This is a genomic window from Nonomuraea sp. JJY05, from assembly GCF_043496855.1.
Classification (GTDB): Bacteria; Actinomycetota; Actinomycetes; order Streptosporangiales; family Streptosporangiaceae; genus Nonomuraea.
The window spans coordinates 150532-166822 of the sequence record NZ_JBIEIS010000015.1 but is presented as its reverse complement, the minus strand read 5'-3'; the positions used below and the strand labels follow the sequence as shown (position 1 = coordinate 166822).

Annotated in this window: 16 protein-coding genes; 6 read left to right on the top strand and 10 right to left on the bottom strand. The window is 72.6% G+C overall.

The window, feature by feature from the left end; translation table 11 throughout:
- Window positions 1-40 precede the first annotated feature (40 nt).
- The 6 genes from ACFKCF_RS25045 to ACFKCF_RS25020 all read right to left on the bottom strand — a co-directional run bounded on the left by ACFKCF_RS25045 (window position 41) and on the right by ACFKCF_RS25020 (window position 4415).
- On the bottom strand, window positions 41-664 hold the full coding sequence (locus tag ACFKCF_RS25045; protein ID WP_394497175.1) for an MBL fold metallo-hydrolase: 624 nt from the start codon (window positions 662-664) through the stop codon (window positions 41-43).
- On the bottom strand, window positions 664-1749 hold the full coding sequence (locus ACFKCF_RS25040; RefSeq protein WP_394497173.1) for an S-(hydroxymethyl)mycothiol dehydrogenase: 1086 nt from the start codon (window positions 1747-1749) through the stop codon (window positions 664-666). The genes ACFKCF_RS25045 and ACFKCF_RS25040 overlap by 1 nt, the downstream gene beginning before the upstream one ends.
- Window positions 1750-1763: 14 nt before the next feature.
- On the bottom strand, window positions 1764-2936 hold the full coding sequence (locus tag ACFKCF_RS25035; RefSeq protein WP_394497171.1) for an NAD(P)/FAD-dependent oxidoreductase: 1173 nt from the start codon (window positions 2934-2936) through the stop codon (window positions 1764-1766).
- Window positions 2933-3283: a bifunctional 3-phenylpropionate/cinnamic acid dioxygenase ferredoxin subunit gene (locus ACFKCF_RS25030; RefSeq protein WP_364845760.1), complete on the bottom strand. Its 351-nt coding sequence runs from the start codon at window positions 3281-3283 to the stop codon at window positions 2933-2935. The genes ACFKCF_RS25035 and ACFKCF_RS25030 overlap by 4 nt, the downstream gene beginning before the upstream one ends.
- Window positions 3284-3376: 93 nt before the next feature.
- The gene (locus tag ACFKCF_RS25025; protein ID WP_394497169.1) at window positions 3377-3769 is read right to left on the bottom strand and encodes a hypothetical protein; all 393 of its coding nucleotides are present in this window, start codon (window positions 3767-3769) and stop codon (window positions 3377-3379) included.
- A 10-nt stretch (window positions 3770-3779) separates the two neighbouring features.
- Entirely contained in the window at window positions 3780-4415 is a 636-nt protein-coding gene (locus ACFKCF_RS25020) for a LysE family translocator (protein ID WP_394497168.1), read from the bottom strand.
- 219 nt (window positions 4416-4634) lie between these two features.
- Between ACFKCF_RS25020 and ACFKCF_RS25015 the strand changes: the two genes are divergently transcribed.
- The gene (locus tag ACFKCF_RS25015; protein ID WP_394497167.1) at window positions 4635-5201 is read left to right on the top strand and encodes an RNA polymerase sigma factor; all 567 of its coding nucleotides are present in this window, start codon (window positions 4635-4637) and stop codon (window positions 5199-5201) included.
- Window positions 5194-6384, top strand: a complete 1191-nt coding sequence (locus tag ACFKCF_RS25010; RefSeq protein WP_394497165.1) for a CU044_5270 family protein — start codon at window positions 5194-5196, stop codon at window positions 6382-6384. The genes ACFKCF_RS25015 and ACFKCF_RS25010 overlap by 8 nt, the downstream gene beginning before the upstream one ends.
- 172 nt (window positions 6385-6556) lie before the next feature.
- On the opposite strand, the gene ACFKCF_RS25005 is transcribed toward ACFKCF_RS25010, so the two are convergent.
- Window positions 6557-7627, bottom strand: coding sequence for a DUF6348 family protein (locus tag ACFKCF_RS25005; protein ID WP_394497164.1), 1071 nt, complete (start codon window positions 7625-7627; stop codon window positions 6557-6559).
- Between the two features lie 547 nt (window positions 7628-8174).
- On the opposite strand from ACFKCF_RS25005, the gene ACFKCF_RS25000 reads away from it, so the two are divergent.
- Window positions 8175-8837, top strand: coding sequence for a 1,4-alpha-glucan branching protein (locus ACFKCF_RS25000; RefSeq protein ID WP_394497162.1), 663 nt, complete (start codon window positions 8175-8177; stop codon window positions 8835-8837).
- Between the two features lie 99 nt (window positions 8838-8936).
- Here ACFKCF_RS25000 and ACFKCF_RS24995 read toward each other — a convergent pair whose 3' ends face one another.
- On the bottom strand, window positions 8937-9320 hold the full coding sequence (locus ACFKCF_RS24995; RefSeq protein ID WP_394497160.1) for a PPOX class F420-dependent oxidoreductase: 384 nt from the start codon (window positions 9318-9320) through the stop codon (window positions 8937-8939).
- Between the two features lie 246 nt (window positions 9321-9566).
- Here ACFKCF_RS24995 and ACFKCF_RS24990 point away from each other — a divergent pair, with 246 nt between their 5' ends.
- The gene (locus ACFKCF_RS24990) at window positions 9567-10088 is read left to right on the top strand and encodes a hypothetical protein (protein WP_394497158.1); all 522 of its coding nucleotides are present in this window, start codon (window positions 9567-9569) and stop codon (window positions 10086-10088) included.
- A 253-nt stretch (window positions 10089-10341) separates the two neighbouring features.
- On the opposite strand, the gene ACFKCF_RS24985 is transcribed toward ACFKCF_RS24990, so the two are convergent.
- Window positions 10342-12405 (bottom strand): WD40 repeat domain-containing protein, encoded by a 2064-nt coding sequence (locus tag ACFKCF_RS24985; protein ID WP_394497156.1) that lies wholly within the window; start codon window positions 12403-12405, stop codon window positions 10342-10344.
- Between the two features lie 72 nt (window positions 12406-12477).
- On the bottom strand, window positions 12478-13914 hold the full coding sequence (locus ACFKCF_RS24980; RefSeq protein WP_394497154.1) for a serine/threonine-protein kinase: 1437 nt from the start codon (window positions 13912-13914) through the stop codon (window positions 12478-12480).
- A gap of 124 nt (window positions 13915-14038) precedes the next feature.
- On the opposite strand from ACFKCF_RS24980, the gene ACFKCF_RS24975 reads away from it, so the two are divergent.
- Window positions 14039-15187 (top strand): acyl-CoA dehydrogenase family protein, encoded by a 1149-nt coding sequence (locus tag ACFKCF_RS24975; RefSeq protein ID WP_394497152.1) that lies wholly within the window; start codon window positions 14039-14041, stop codon window positions 15185-15187.
- Between the two features lie 47 nt (window positions 15188-15234).
- Complete coding sequence (locus ACFKCF_RS24970) at window positions 15235-16197, top strand: GlxA family transcriptional regulator (protein ID WP_394497150.1); 963 nt, start codon at window positions 15235-15237, stop codon at window positions 16195-16197.
- The last annotated feature ends 94 nt before the right edge of the window (window positions 16198-16291 follow it).

The following is a 16291-nucleotide window of genomic DNA, read 5'->3' as shown; positions in this document are numbered from 1 at the left end:
GGCAGTACTCCTCTGAAACGGGCCCAATGTAACGGCAGGGTCAGTGCCCTCGTCGGATCCAGTCCTCGAGCTGCGGAGCCTCGGCTCCGATGCTGGTGTCCGCACCGTGTCCGGTGTGCACCACGGTCTCGCCGGGCAGCGTCAGCAGCGTCCGGCTGATCGACGAGATGATCGTCGGGAAGTCGCTGTACGACCTGCCCGTCGCGCCGGGCCCGCCCTGGAACAGGGTGTCCCCGGAGAACAGCACGCCGAGCTCCGGCACGTACAGGCATACCGCGCCCGGCGCGTGCCCCGGCGTGTGCAGCACGTGCACGGCGGAGCCGGCCACCCGCAGGAGCTGGCCGTTGGCCAGCGGCCCGCCGGGTGCGGCCGACTGGTGGGCCAGCTTCCACAGCACCTCGTCGTCGGGATGCAGCAGCACGGGCGCGCCGGTCAGCGCGGCCAGCTCGGGCGCGGCGTTGACGTGGTCGTCGTGCGCGTGCGTGCACACGATCGCGCTCACCCGGCGCTCGCCCACGGCCTCGGCGATGGCGGAGGCGTCGTGGGCGGCGTCGATGACCAGGACCTCCTGGTCGTCGCCCACCAGCCACACGTTGTTGTCGACCTCCCACGTCCCGCCGTCCAGGCTGAACGTGCCCGAGGTGACCACCCGCTCGATGCGCATCAGAGCACCACCACCGAGCGCAGCACCTCGCCGCGGTGCATCTTGGCGAAGGCGTCCTCGACGTCGTCCAGGGCGATGGTCTCGCTGACGAACGCGTCGAGGTCGAGCCGTCCCTGCAGGTAGAGGGAGATCAGCATGGGGAAGTCGCGGCTCGGCAGGCAGTCGCCGTACCAGCTGGACTTCAGCGCGCCGCCGCGGCCGAACACGTCGAGCAGCGGCAGCTCGAGCGTCATCTCCGGCGTGGGCACGCCGACGAGGACCACGGTCCCCGCCAGGTCGCGGGCGTAGAAGGCCTGCTGGTAGGTCTCCGGCCGGCCGACCGCGTCGATCACGACGTCCGCGCCGAACCCGCCGGTCAGCTCCCTGATCGCCTCGACCGGGTCGCCGTCCTTGGCGTTGACCGTGTGCGTCGCGCCGAGGCCGCGGGCCCACTCCAGCTTCCGCTCGTCCACGTCGACCGCGACGATCGTGGTCGCGCCGACCAGCCGCGCGCCCGCGATGGCAGCGTTGCCGACGCCGCCGCAGCCGATGACCGCGACCGAGTCGCCCCTGCTGACCCCGCCGGTGTTCACGGCGGCGCCGAGCCCGGCCATCACGCCGCAGCCGAGCAGCCCCGCCGCGGCGGGGGAGGCGGCCGGGTCGACCCTGGTGCACTGGCCCGCGGCCACGAGCGTCTTCTCGGCGAACGCGCCGATGCCCAGCGCGGGGCTGAGCGGCGTGCCGTCGGCCAGGGTCATCTTCTGGGTGGCGTTGTGGGTGGCGAAGCAGTACTGCGGGCGGCCGCGCAGGCAGGCCCGGCACGAGCCGCACACGGCCCGCCAGTTGAGGATCACGAAGTCGCCGGGCGCGACGTCGGTGACGCCGTCGCCGACGGACTCCACCACGCCGGCGGCCTCGTGGCCGAGCAGGAACGGGAAGTCGTCGCTGATGCCGCCCTCGCGATAGTGCAGGTCCGTGTGGCAGACCCCGCAGGCCTGCACCCGGACCAGCGCCTCGCCGGGTCCCGGGTCCGGCACCAGGACGGTCTCCAGGCTGACCGGCTTGCCCTTGCCGGTCGCGACGACCCCGCGTACTTCATGAGCCATGATTCACTCCTGTCTCAGCCGACCTGAACCGGCGCCGTTTCGAGCTGCCGCCGCCATCGGGTGAACAGCCGTACCTGGTTGACCCCGAGGACCGCGACCGGGCGGTCGCCCTGCCGGTAGACCGCGAGGAAGCTGTGCCCGGCCGGGTCGCCCTCCTCCACGCTGACCGTGTCCGCGTCCGCGGCGTGCCCGATGAACTGGATCTTCACATCGAACTGGTCGGACCAGATGTAGGTGGGTCGCCGCGCCTCGGTGCGGGCGGTGCCGCCGGACAGCAGCGTGGCCGCCGCGACCGAGGCCCGCTGCCGGGCTCCCGTCCAGTGCTCGACCCGGTGGTGCCTGCCCTGGACGGGGTCGAACCAGGCGGCGCAGTCGCCCACGGCCACGATGCCGGGGACGGAGGTGCCGCCCGCCTCGTCACACAGTACGCCGTCGCCCAGGTCGAGGCCGCTGCCCCGGAGCCAGTCGATCGCCGGCACGGCGCCGATCCCGACGACCACGACGTCCGCGGGCAGGTGGGTGCCGTCCGCCAGCCGTACCCCGTCCACCCGGTCCTCGCCGGTGAGGGCGGACACGACCGTGCCGGACAGCAGCCGCACCCCGCGCCGCTCGTGCAGCGCGGCCAGCGCCTCGGCCATCGGCACGCCGACGACGCGGGCCAGCGGCGCGGGGCCGGACTCGACCAGCGTCACGTCCAGGCCGAGGTCGCGGGCGGTGGCGGCGACCTCGGCGCCGACGAAGCCGCCGCCGATCACCACCAGCCGCCGGCCCGCCTCCAGGTCGGCGCGCAGGGAGCGGGCGTCGTCCAGGGTGCGGAGGGTGTGCACGCCGGCCAGGTGGCCGGCGCCGGGAAGCCTGCGGGCGGTGGCGCCGGTGGCGATGACGATGCCGTCGGCCCGCACCGAGGTGCCGTCGCTCAGCTCGACGCGGCGCTCGCCGGGGTCCAGGGCCACGGCGGCCACGCCGAGCCGCCACTGCGCGTCCAGGTCCTCGCCCTCGCCCTCCAGGGCCAGGTCGGCCTCGCTCAGGTCGCCGCGCAGGAAGTCCTTCGACAGCGGCGGGCGGTCATAGGGGCGGTGGCGCTCGTCCCCCACCAGCACCAGCCTGCCCCGGTAGCCCTGGGCGCGCAGCGCCCTGGCGGTCAGCAGCCCGGCCAGCGAGGCGCCGACGACGCAGATCGTGTTCACGCCTGCCCCTTGACGGTGACGCCCGGCGGCAGGTTGGGTGGCGCCTCGGACTGCTTGACATAGATGACGCCGTCGTCGACCACCACCTCGTGCGTGCGCACGGGGAGCTTGGCCGGCGGCGCGTCCACCTGGCCGGTGCGCAGGTCGAAACGCGAGGCGTGCAGCGGGCACTCGATCTCGCACCCCTCCAGCCAGCCGTCGGCGAGCGAGGCGTCCTGGTGGGTACAGGTGTCATCGATGGCGAAGATCTCGCCGTCCTCGGTGTGGAACACCGCAATCGGCGGGTCGGCCTCGACGCGAAGGGCCTCGCCTCGAGGGAGTGACGCCAGTGGGCACGCTGGGATCATCCTGTCACCCCGGTTTCGTAAAGAGAAACGTCTAGCGCTATACGCAACAGAGTGAGGGCGCGACGGGTAGATGTCAAGGCTGATTTGTCGCACTTAGGCCCCAGTGTCCGGCCACCTCAATAGCCGGACACCAGCGGCGAAGGCGAGGAATGCCAGACCCCCGGCGACTACGGCCGTCCCGCACCAGGACGGCGCCGGCAACTGCTCGCCCACGGCCACGACCCCCGGCACCGCCACGACCCCCGGCACCGCCGCGACCCCCGGCACCGCCACGACCCCCGGCACCGCCGCGCCCCCCGGCACCGCCGCGACGCCCGGCACCGCCGCGACGGCGGGCTCGGCCGGCGTCAGCGTGGTGCCGCCCGCGCGGAGGCTGAGCGGCCGGTGCGTGCCGCTGCCCAGCGGCACGGGCAGGACCACGAGCGCCGCCGCGCCGGACGGCGCCCCCATGACCGCGCCGGAGGGAGGTCCCCGTCCGGCGGGCACCGTTACGGGGTTATCGCTCGACTGCCAGCCGCACCCCGAGCCCGATGAAGATACCTCCGGTCGCGACGTCGACCCGGCGGCGAGCGGCGCGCCTGCGGCGCAACCATCCGCCGATCCGCCCCGCGAGCACGCCGACGGTGCCGTCCACCAGGAACTCCAGCACGATCAGGATCGCGCCGAGGATCGCGAACTGCAGCCAGACGTGGCCCAGTTGCGGGTTGATGAACTGGGGGAGGAAGGCGATGGTGAAGGTGACCATCTTCGGGTTGAGCAGGTTGGTCAGCAGGCCGCTGGTGAACGCCCGGCGCCCGGACATCGCACCCTGGCCGTCCATGGGGATCTCGCTCTCGATTCCCTTGCGGTTGCGGATCATCTGCACGCCGAGATAGATCAAATAGGCGGCTCCGACGATCCGCACCACCGCGAAGGCCACCGGCACCGCCTGGAAGAGGGCGGCCAGTCCGGCGGCCGCCACGGCGACATGGATGGCCTCGCTGGTGGCCACCCCCACCGTGGCCAGCAACCCGGCGCGCGGACCGCCGCGCATCCCGCAACCCAGGACGAACAGCATGTCCGGCCCTGGAGTGATCATGGCGACGATCGTGGTCATGGTGAAGAGAATCAGCAGGTGCTGGTCGATGGGCATGACGAAATGATGACATGTGCCCCTGATGCGAGGAATGCGCCCGGTAGGCCGAGGGAGCGCTGGGCGGCGAGGGGCTGAAGCCCTACGGCGTGCGGGCGCCCCGGCAAATCAGGATGCAACCGGCGAGCGACCTTCGGGATAGAGGTCATAGTCAAGCACCTTGGACACGGAGGAATTGCTCATGAAGGGACGCACCGCACCATGGCTACGGCGAGAGCGGTGAGTCGGCCCACGGAGAAGCTCGACGATTCGCAGATCGTCGCCGCCTCTTTGGAAGACCCCGAGACGTTCGGCGAGCTGTTCCGCCGCCACTCACCACGACTGCACGCCTATATCAAGCGTCGCCTGGGGCTCACCCTGGCCGATGACGTGGTGGCGGAGGCGTTCGCCACCGCGTTCCGCCAGCGGGGGCGCTTCGACGGGCAGGCGGAGTTCTCGGCGTGGCTCTGGGGGATCGCCAGCAATCTGATCGCCAAGCACCATCGTCAGGAGACCCGGATGTACCGGGCCTTCGCCCGAACGGGCGTGGACCCCGCGGAGGACGGCGTCGCCGAGCTGGTCAGCGATCGGGTCGCCGCCGCGGCGCACGCCCCTCGGCTGGCCAAGGCCCTGGCCTCGCTCAGCTCCCAGGACCGCAACGCCGTGCTGCTGCTGGCGTGGGGCGAACTGTCGTACGCCGAGATCGCGGCGATCCTGGAGCTGCCCCTCGGCACCGTCAAGGCCAAGATTCACCGGGCTCGGATGAAGCTCCGCAAAGCCCTTCCCGGGGAGAAGAACGATGGATGAACTCGACGCGCTGCGGCAGATGCGGACGACACTGGCGCGTGAGGAGAGCCCGGAGCGGCTCGCCCTGCGTACCGACTGGCGCCGGTCCGCCGCCCGGCCACGCGCCCGTCGCACCCTCAGGGTGCCGCTGGTGAGCATCGTGGCGACGGCCGCCCTGGTTGCGGGGACCCTGGTCGCCGTCTCACTGACCTCGGACGGGGAGCAGGTCACCCCCGGGGGCGTAAGCCCTCGGATGCCGGGCAACGCCCTGCTGGTGGCCGCCGCCAACGTGCGGAAGGGGCCGACCGGCACGTACTGGCACACCACGCGCATCGCCGGAAAGATCTACGCGGTCGGTGAGAGCGCGGCCGGACACTACAAGTTCGAGTCGAGGATGCAGTACGACGACTGGACCGACCGCAACGGCAAGGCGTGCTTCGCCCACCAGGACCTGCCCGCCCGCCCGTGGACGGAGCGCGACAGGCGGAAGTGGGTGGCGGCGGGTGCCCCCAAGAGGGTGCGGGTCGCGACCGAGGACGGGCCGGGCTATCTGTTCACGGAAGCCGTGAAGAGGAAGCAGACGTGCCGCAGCGTCGACGATCGGCGCTTCTTCGGCATGACACCCCGGCAGCTGGCCGAGCTGCCGGCCCAGCCCGAGCAGTTGAAGGACGCCCTGCTGGACATCGAGGGCAATTGGGAGGCCTATGCGCCGAAGGCCACGAGGCAGCCGATACGGGCGCTGCAGGGTGACAAGCGCGTCCGGGCGCTGAGCGATGTGGCCGGCACTCTGCTGGCTGAGGCGATCGTGCCTCCTGAGGTCCGGGCGGCCGCGTTCCGGATGCTCGCCACGCTGCCCGGCGTCAAGGCCGAGGGCGAGGCGACCGATCCGCTGGGCCGCAGCGGCGTCGTGATCTCCCTGCCCTTGGAGGCCACGATCCCCCTCGGTCTCTCCACCGCTCCCCGGCAGCTCGGCACGTACCGGCGCCAGTGGATCATCGATCCCGGCAAGGGGACGCTGCTGGCCGTGCGCGACCTCGTGGCGACGCCTCCGCGCGGCTCGCGGGAGCTTCCCCCCGGCGACGACGGCAAGCCTCGCCGGCTGACGGTCGGTGATCAGCCTGATCGGTTCCACAAGCCAGGGGAGGTGGCCGGGTACGAGACGTACGAGGTCGCCGAGTGGACCGACACGGCGCCGGACTTCTGACCGTCATCCGCCTGCTCCACCCGACCATGCGTGCCGGCGGACGGGGGGCACGGCCTCGTCCAGGTCGCCCTCCCCGGCCGCGGGCCGCCGAGCGGGATCGCGGACACCGCGGAAGCGCGGCCTGCGCGCGGCCAGGACCGGGGCGGAGGCCAGGAGTTCCGTCACCGGGACGCTACGCGTTCCCGGCAGGCACGAGCAGGCCGAAGATGCGCACCGCGACCCTTCCGTCGGGCAGCGGCGCCCGGCTGTCCGCGACCACCGCCTCGCCGGCAGGCCACTGCTCGCTGTCCAGCAGCACCTCGTTGGTCCGCAACCGGCCGTCGTGGTGGGCGGTGAGCAGGCGCAGTCCGTGCACCTTCCGCGTGAGCGGTTCGGCGCGCAGCACCTCCAGCAGCCGGTCGAGCAGGGGCCCGACAGATGGCACCGGCCGGTCGGTGAGGAGATTGAGCTGGGCGCCCAGCACCAGCTCGAATGGGCCACTCGGGTGCTCGTAACGCTCCCGCTCGACCTGGCCGGGGGCGGCGCCGGGGCGCAGGAGGCCGTCGACGATCGGGTGCAGCGCGCCGAGCCTGAACTTGCTCACCGCGCCGCCGATCGCCTCCCGCCAGGTGGTGCCGTACCCGGCGAAGCTCTCCACCAGCCACGGCCTGGCCAGCGCCGGGTGCGACACGGCGAAGTCGACCTGGGCCATCACCACGCCGGCCGGGGCGGGGCGGACGAACACCTCCGCGCTGATCTTCGTCGCGCCGTCGAGCGGTACGCCGTGCCCGCGAAGGAAGTCCTCGAACGCGGCTCGCGGCGAGGGCACGCCGCCGTCGCCCTGCTCGACCGGTTCCAGGTCCTTGACCAGCGTGGCCTCGCTGAGCATCAGGTCCGACAGCTGCGAACCGGAGTACAGCGCGTTGTTGATCAGGTTGAACTCGTTGCTGCGCATCGCGATCCGCCCGACCTCGTCGCGGCCGGCCCGCTGCGCGCGGCCCAACGCTGCCACGAACACCGGTTCTGCCGAGAGGGTCACCCGCCCGCCGGGCGTCAGCAGCCCGTCCGGGAAGGAGACCTCCGGCAGCAACCGCCGCGTGTACGCCATCGGCAGGAAGATCAGCAGCCGCTCGGCCAGCCACGGCTCGACGCCGGCCCCGGTCAGCCGTTCCCAGACCTCCTCATCACGCGGCGGCTCCTCGCCCGCGCAGAACGCGGCGATGCCCGCCTCGACAGCGGCATCAAACCCCATTGATTCGATCATGGCGCAACCCTACGTCCGGACCGAGCGCGACCCTCACCTCCTGCGTCGATGCCGAGACCGGTTCACCGGCCATTCACCCAGGCGGACCGGGGCGCTCATGCGGGTGCGGCCCGCATGCCGCAGGGGAGGGCGAGCTCCCGAGCCGGAGGGCCACGGGGTCAGGGGACTCGGGGAAACGAGTGCCGGGGTCCTCGAACAGGCGGGTCGGCCTGCCCCACAGGTGCAGATCGAAGGAGGCTCCGACGCAGGCACGCCGGGCCGCCACCGAACGGCCGGGATCGGATCGTGCCCACGTAGTCCGCGAGCCCCAAGGCGCCGAGCCGCGCGGTCACCGACCGCTGTCCCAGCGCCTCCACCCGCGAGGCCAGGGTCCTCGACCAGGGTGGTGCCGAGCGTACGCGGCCCGCCGCAACACGGACCGGCGCTGGTGCCGCCTCTGCGATCGGCGTGGTTCGCCGTTCTCCCACTGGGGGACCGGACGCCGTCGGCACGGTGGCCGGTGGGAAGATGTGAAGGTCGTCGCCCCTCAACGGAAGAGAACCCCGGCATGGCCGTAATCCACCACACTGACCTCAAACCGACCAAGCTGGAACTGCTCACCGCCTGGCTACCCTCCCGGCCGTGGTATCAGCGCGGTGCGGGCGAACCGGAGCTGGCCAAGGCCGGCGGCTTCCGGCTGGACGACCCCCAGGGTGAGGTCGGGATCGAGTTCATGGTGGTCACGGACACCTCGGGCACTCAGCCGATCAGCTATCTGGTGCCGCTCACCTATCGCGGTGCCCCGCTCGAAGGGGCGGAGCACGCCCTGGTCGGCACCATGGAGCACGGGGTGCTGGGACGGCGCTGGGCCTACGACGGCTGCCACGACCCGGTGCTGGTCGCCCTGCTGCCGGCCCTGATCGAGGGCCAAGTCCAGGCGCAGGACCAGAACACCAGCGACACCCCCGACCGGGAGGTCGCCCGCTCCTACATCGGTGACGGCCCCGCCCCCACCGGCTTCTCCGCCACCGCCGTCGACGACCACGAGGGCACCGAGCTGCCTGCACCGGATGGTGCGGCCCTGCGTTTGCACCGGGTCCTCCGTCCCTCCCCGGACGCGCCTGTGCTCCCGCCGGGAGCGACCGGCCACGTCACCGGCTCCTGGCAGATGCCGGACGGCACCCGCGCGCGTGGCCTGTTCGTCGTCCTGCGCACCGGCGCTCGTGCCTGAGGAACGCCGCGCTCGCACGTGCACGCCCACGACTGCCCGATGACCGCCTGCGCCGCTCCGGTCGGCTCGCCGCGCCGGACCGGCAAGGGACACTGCGGCTCAGCCGAGGCCGACGGTCTGCCGCTCGGGTTCGATGACGGCGACGACGCGTTCCTCGTCTCGGGTATAGGGATTGCCGGTGTACTTCGTCGAGATCTGGTCGATGATTTCCCAGGCCGTGTCGCCTTCGAGCCATTCGATGACCCGGCCGCGGACGATGGCGGGCTCGAACGGGTTGTCGGCGGACGTCATGGAGAGCGCCACCCGCGGATCGCGGCGCAGGTTGCGGGCCTTGCGTGAGTGCGGGCCGGTGAGGAAGACGATGTGGTCGCCGTGGGTGCCGACCCAGAGCGGGACGGTGTGGGGCGAGCCGTCCGGCAGGACGGTGGCGAGGTGGGCCAGCGAAGTGCCGTCGAGGATGCGGCGTACGTCGGGGTTGAGCATCTTCTTCTCCCTGCGGGGTTGTCGGTGATCGCAAGCGCGCTTCCGGGGTTCCTTTAAGAGACTCTATGACCGTAACACATGGAGTTCCGTAAGGGAACCTCAATTGCCGCGCGAACATCGAGCGGGATGTCGCTGGTACACCCTTGGGCGGCCGTCTCCAACCGGGGGAACCGTCGCCGGCCTCGGCTCTCTGTGGCGGACGTTTTGTCGGGTCATTTGTCGTAGTCGGGGCGTACCGTGCCCACCATGAAGGACACGCACGTACCGCTCGACGGCGAGCGATGGCAGCCTGGGGACCTTGTCGTGGATGCCGAGGGTGGTCTGTTCACGCGCGCGAGCGTGCAGGACCAGGACAGTGGCCGGCCGTGGGGGCATCCGTCCGATGTGACACGCCGTCGGGATGGCAGTACTCATGTGCCGGAGGGCGAGGTGGGGGAGACGGTTCCCGTCCGACCGCTCACGCTTTTGCTTCGCGACGGCCAGCCGGTATTGCCTGCCGCGCCCGCGAACGCTTCCGCGGTTCTCGGCACTCAAGCCCGGCAGGTCGCCACCTTGGCGGGTGTGGGCGGCTTGTTCCTGGCCGCCACCGCCTTCGACCCTGACGGCGCCGGGGACCCGAGAGCGGCGCGGCTGCGCGCGGACCTGCTCGACACCGTCGTCGTGGTGGACAGCGAACATGCGCTCGCGGCGATGTTCGGCGGGGTCGCCGATGGGCTGCTGGTGGAGCTGGCGGAGTGGCATCAGCGAAATGTGGAGGAAAGCGCCTGAGCGGCCATCACCGATCTCCGGGCCCTTGCTCGGGTGACGCGCAGGGAGCCCGCAGAACGTCTCACAGCCTGAACGCGAGGAAAGCGGGAAGGCTAGATGACTTTTCCAAAAGTGAGAAGGAAGCCCTCCCATGGCCTCGCGATCTCCACGCTATCAGGCGGGGATCGGCTCGCGCAGCTTCGAAGACGTACCCGACTGCGCCGCTGGAAGCGCTGAAAGCCAGCACTCCAGCCCGCCGTGGAGCAACCCTCACCTAAGCGGGACAGACCTCCCGGTAACCCACGTCGGCTCCCACGTGCTCGCGCCACTCCGCCTCAGTGAGGCGGCGCCCCGCCCGCTCGCACACGGCCCGTACGGCCGGCGCGGGGTCCACCGGCAGCTCCTGGAACGCGCCGTCGAGCCCCACCACGCGCAGGGCCGAGCCGTCGGCCGTGAAGGCGAGCGCCGGCATGGGGTCGCCCGGGGCGTAGGGATCGAAGGACCCGGTGGTCACGGTCCAGGCGGCGCCGAGCCGGCGGCCCTCGACCGTGTCGAACAGCGTCACCCTGGTGTCGTGGGCCACCGCCAGGATCCGCCCGTCGGGGGAGAACCTGGCCCCCACGACGTCTCCCAGCACCCTGAACACCTGACCCGTCGTACGCCAGGTGCGGGTGTCCCACAGGACCACCGCCCTGCTCCCGTACGGCGAGACGCCGAGCGGGCCCTTCGGCGCGAGCACCATCCACCCCTCCGCCAGCGTCCCGGGGCCTTCCCCGCGGGGAAGCACCTTGCGCGAGACCAGGTCCATGACGTCGGCGCCCCCGGGGTCAGCCGTGACCAGGAACCTGCCGTCGGAGCTGAAGGACAGCGGTCCGCCCGCGACCGGGCTGAACCGCATGACCTGCTCGCGCCGGGCGATGTCGATGACGACGACGTCGCCCGCGCCGTAATTGTCGTTGGCGATGGCCGAACTGAGGGCGAGCAGTCGGCCGTCGGGGCTGATCTGCATGTCCGCCCGGCTGTCCGCCGCCGACTCCAGGGTCAGGTGGCCCAGCTTCCGCCCGGATGCCGCGTCCCAGAACGTGGGTCCCGTGGTGAGATCCTCCGAGGAGATCGTGACGACCGTACGCCCGTCGGGGCTGACCCGCATGATCGGTTCGCCCTCCCTGGGGACGTCGAGCCGCCCGGTCTCGGTGAAGCCGGGCACCGACCAGCCGCGCACGGTGTCGCCCGTCCGGGCGAGCAGGAGGCTCCCCGAGGCGGTGAAGCGCGTGTGCAGGGCGTCGGCGGGAACGACGCGCCGGGGGCCGGTCTGCCGGCTGATGTCGTAGACGGTCGCCTGTCCGGCGTCGTCCAGGATGCTCAGCGTACGGTTCCCGGGGCCGAACCGAGGGGATCCGATGATCTTGGAGGCGACGGTGAGCCGCAGGAGCGGGGCCGCGTCGCTCAGCCGCCACAGGGTGATGCGACCCCCCGCCCAGTTGTCGAAGGTGATCAGGAAGCGGCCGTCGTCGCTGAAGACGGCTTCCGTGAGGTGGCCGGGGAAGCTGCGCCGGTCCCGCGTGCCGGTGGCCAGGCTCCACAGCGTCGTGCCCTTCCGCCCGGCCACCGCGGCCAGCGCGCCGTCGGGGCTGATGGCCGTGACCCGCCCCGGCAGGCCGCGGCCGGGGAGCCGCTTGCCCGCCGGCGTTCCCCCTCCTGGCAACGCCCGCAGCGCCGTCACGGTGCTGTCCTCGGTGATCTCGAGGGCGGCGAAGCGATCGCCGGGACCGACGCGTGCGCTGCTCACGAAGCCGTCCGGCTTCTCCAGCGCCCGGCGCGCCACGTTCCACAGCCCGACGTACGGCCCGCCCAGGTTGGCACGGACGACGATGTAGCCCCCGCCGGGGCTGAACTCCACGCTCTCCGGGGGGCCTCCGTAGCTCGTCGGATCCTCGGGCGCCCAGCGGCCCTCGCCCAGCCGCCGGCCGGTCCGCAGGCTCCACAGCGCCAGCCGGCCGCCCCCCGCGAGCGCCAGCGTGTCGCCGTCCGGAGCCACCGCGGCGGTGACGGGCGCCTCGCCGATCCCGCCGAAGGTCCTGACCGGCCGACCTGTCGCCACGTCGTAGGCGGTCACCCGGCCGGCGCCCGCGCTGACCAGCGTCCGCCCGTCGGGGCTCAGCGCCCGCCCTTCGTTGGCCGGCGCGGGATCCGTGAAGACCGACTGCTCCTGCTGGGCGAGCGAGCTCAGCACCGCCGAGCGCGCCTCGGGCACCTGCGCGATGCGGTACGCCGCCACGCTGAGCAGCATCGCCTTCACCGGGTCGGTCCCGCGCAGCGCGTCCGCCTGCAGCGCCACCCGCCGCGCCGCGGCCTGCGACCGCTCCTCGGCCAGGCGCCTGCCGGCCTCGTCGCTCCTGAGCGACTGCTGTCAGGCGAGGGTGCCGGCGGTGAGCGAGGCGACGAGCAGGACCGCCACGCCGGTGGTGACCAGGCGCCGCACTCTGCTCTGCCGCGCCGACCCGGTCCTGCTCGCCTCGACGAACTCGCGTTCGGTGGTGTTCAGGGTCAGGTGCGTGACGGCGGTCCAGTCCAGCGCGTGGCGCAGGGCGGTGCCGCGGAGGAGGTCCTCGGGGCGGCGGCCGTTACGGGCCCAGCGGCGGGCGGCCTCGCCCAGCTCGCGATGGCGGCCGAGCGCGTCGCGGTCGCCGGTCACCCACTCGTGCAGCCGGGGCCAGGCGTACAGCAGGGCGGCGCTGCCGATGACCACGTCGTCTCCCTGGCGGCGGACCAGCGTGGCCCGTTCGAGCGCGGCGAGCACGCGTTCGGCGGCCTCGTGCCGTACCTCGATCAGCTCGTCCATGGTGGCGGTACGCGGCACCTCGTCGCCGTCGCGGACGTCCACCAGCCGCAGCAGCAGATCGCGCGCGACCTCGCGCTCGGACACCGGCAGCCCGGCGTAGAAGCGCTCGGCCACCGCGCCGAGCGCCGGGTCGGCGGCCGGCCCGCCGGGAGGCCGCACCCCCGCGGCGGCCTGGGCGCCCTCGGCCAGCGTCGCGTGCTCGCCGGCGCCGAGCAGCGTCAGCAGCAGGTGCTGCGCGGAGGGACGCGCGGCCGGGTCCTTCGACAGCGCGGCGCGGACCAGCTCGCGCAGCCCCTCCGGCAGGACATCGACGTCAGGGTCGTGATTGAGCAGCCGGTTGATGACCGCGATCGTCGTCGGCGCGGTGAACGCGTCGCGTCCCGTCGCGGCGAACAGCACCACCGAGCCCCAGGCGAACACGTCGGCCGCCGGCTCGGCACGGCCCCCGGAGAACAACTCCGGCGCCATGTACATCGGGGTCCCGGCCAGCTCGCCCGTCGAGGTCATCGACAGGCCCGCGGCCCGGGCGATGCCGAAGTCGATCACCCGCGGCCCGTCGGGCCCCATCAGGACGTTCTCCGGCTTCAGGTCGCGGTGCACCACGCCCGCCTGGTGGATGGCGGCCAGCGCGGTGGCCACGCCCACGGCCAGCCGGTGCAGCGGGTCGCCCGAGAACGGCGCCCCGTCCGCCACCGCCGCGCGCAGGTTCGGGCCGGGGACGAACTCGCTGACGATGTGAGGGCGCTCGCCCTCGAGGTCGTGATCCAGGATGCGCGCCGTGCAGAACGAGGCCACCTGCCGCGCGGCGGTCACCTCCCGGGTGAAGCGTCGGCGCAGGGGAGAGTCGCCGGACAGGTACGCGTGCAGGACCTTGACCGCCACGCGGTTGGCCGCCTCGTCGTAGCCCTCGTAGACGACGCCCTGGCCGCCCGAGCCGAGCCGGCTCGCCAGCCGGTAGCGGCCCAGCCTCGACGGATCCCCCGGGCGCAGCGGGTCTGCAGTCATGGTTCGTTAGATGACCGATCACCGTGGCAGGTTCGGGCGGCAGGCCTCCCGAGCCAGGTGGCGGGCGTACGGGTCGGGCTTGCCGGCCTTCTATGCTCCACCACATCAGCAGAGGAGGCCGGCCATGCTCACCACCGAGGAACAAGCCGTCGTCGACACGGTCCGCGACTTCGTCGAGCGCGAGGTCCGGCCCGTCGCCCGCGACCTGGAACACGCCGACGCCTACCCGGACAAGCTCATCGAGCAGATGAAGCGGCTGGGCGTCTTCGGCCTGGCCATCCCCGCGCCCTGGGGAGAGGCTCCGGTGTCCATGCCGTGCTACGCCCTGGTCACCGCCGAGCTCGCCCGCGGCTGGATGAGCCTGGCCGGCGCCATGGGCGGGCACACCGTGGTGTCCAAGCTCATCCTCGCCTTCGGCACGCAGGAGCAGAAGGACCACTACCTGCCCAGGATGGCGATCGGCGAGATCCGCGCGACCATGGCCCTGACCGAACCGGGAGGCGGCTCGGACCTGCAGGCCATGACCACCACCGCCCGCCGGGACGGCGACGGATACGTGGTCAACGGCGCCAAGACGTGGATCACCAACGCCCGCCGCTCCCAGCTGATCGCCCTGATGTGCAAGACCGACCCCTCCGCGCGGCCCCGCCACAAGGGCGTCTCCATCCTGCTCGTCGAACACGGGCCGGGCCTGACGGTCTCGCGCGACCTGCCCAAGCTCGGCTACAAGGGCGTCGAGAGCTGCGAGCTCGTCTTCCAGGACCACCGGGCACCGCGCACCGCCCTGCTCGGCGCGGCCGAAGGGCGCGGCTTCGCGCAGATGATGAAGGGCCTGGAGGTCGGCCGCATCCAGGTCGCCGCCCGCGCGCTGGGGGTGGGCCGCGCGGCATTCGACGACGCCCTGCGCTACGCGCAGGAGCGGGAGAGCTTCGGCAAGCCCATCTGGAAGCACCAGGCCGTCGGCAACCACCTCGCCGACATGGCCACCGAGCTCACCGCCGCCCGCCAGCTCATCCTGCACGCCGCCGAACGCTACGAGAGCGGCGCGCGCTGCGACATGGAGGCCGGCATGGCCAAGCTGTTCGCCTCCGAGGCCGCCATGAAAGCCGCGCTCAACGCCGTACGCATCCACGGCGGTTACGGCTACTCCACCGAGTTCGACGTGGAACGCTACTTCCGCGACGCGCCGCTGATGATCGTCGGCGAGGGCACCAACGAGATCCAGCGCAACGTCATCGCCGCCCAGCTGGTCAAACGCGGCGGGCTGGACTGACCCGGGCTCCCGCGGCCGGCGGCACCGCGAGCCCCTACCGTGTTCCCATGCACACGGTGGCGGTCCTGGCTCTGGATCACGTGGTGGCGGCCGACCTGGCGACGCCGATCGAGGTGTTCGGGCGGGCCCGGCTGGCGGACGGGCGGAGCCCGTACCGGATCCTGGTCTGCGCCGCGACGCCGCAGGTGGCCGGCGGCGCCTTCACGCTCATCGCCCCGCACGGACTGGAGGCGCTGCGGGAGGCGGACACGATCGTCGTGCCGGGCTGCTCCGAGCAGGCCGGCCCGCCCGCGCCGGAGGCGCTCGACGCCCTGCGCGCGGCGGCCGCCGCGGGCACCCGGATCGCTTCCATCTGCGCGGGGGCGTTCACCCTCGCCGCGGCCGGGCTGCTGGACGGGCTGAGCGCGACCACCCACTGGGCGGCGGCGCGCCGGCTGGCCGAACAGTTCCCGCGGGTGGAGGTGCGGCCGGACGTCCTGTACGTAGACAACGGCCAGATCCTGACCTCGGCCGGGGCCGCCGCCGGCCTGGACCTGTGCCTGCACGTCATCCGGCGGGACTTCGGCTCGGCGGTCGCCGCGGACTGCGCCCGGCTGTCGGTGATGCCCCTGGAACGGGAGGGCGGGCAGGCGCAGTTCATCGTCCACGCCCGGCCGCCGGTGCCCCAGGGGTCGCTGCTGGAGCCGGTGCTGTCGTGGATCGAGGACAACCTCGCCCAGGAGGTGACCCTGGCGGAGATGGCCCAGCGCAGCGGGATGAGCGAGCGGACCTTCAGCCGCCGCTTCCGCGAGCAGACCGGAACCACGCCGCTGCAGTGGCTGCTGCGCGCCCGCGTACGACGTGCGCAGTTCCTGCTGGAGAACACCGACCACGGCGTGGAACGCGTCGCCGCGCAGGCCGGGTTCGGCTCGGCCACCGCGTTCCGGGAGCGGTTCAAGCGCGTCGTCGGCGTCACGCCGCAGTCCTACCGCTCCTCCTTCCGCTCGTCTTTTCGGACGAACGCCTGCTGACCTCCGCGGAGTTCAGCAGGGATCGGCGCAGCCGGACGCCCGGCAGCTCGCGATGATCTCGGCCATCGTGTCGCCGAAGCGCTCGCGGACACCC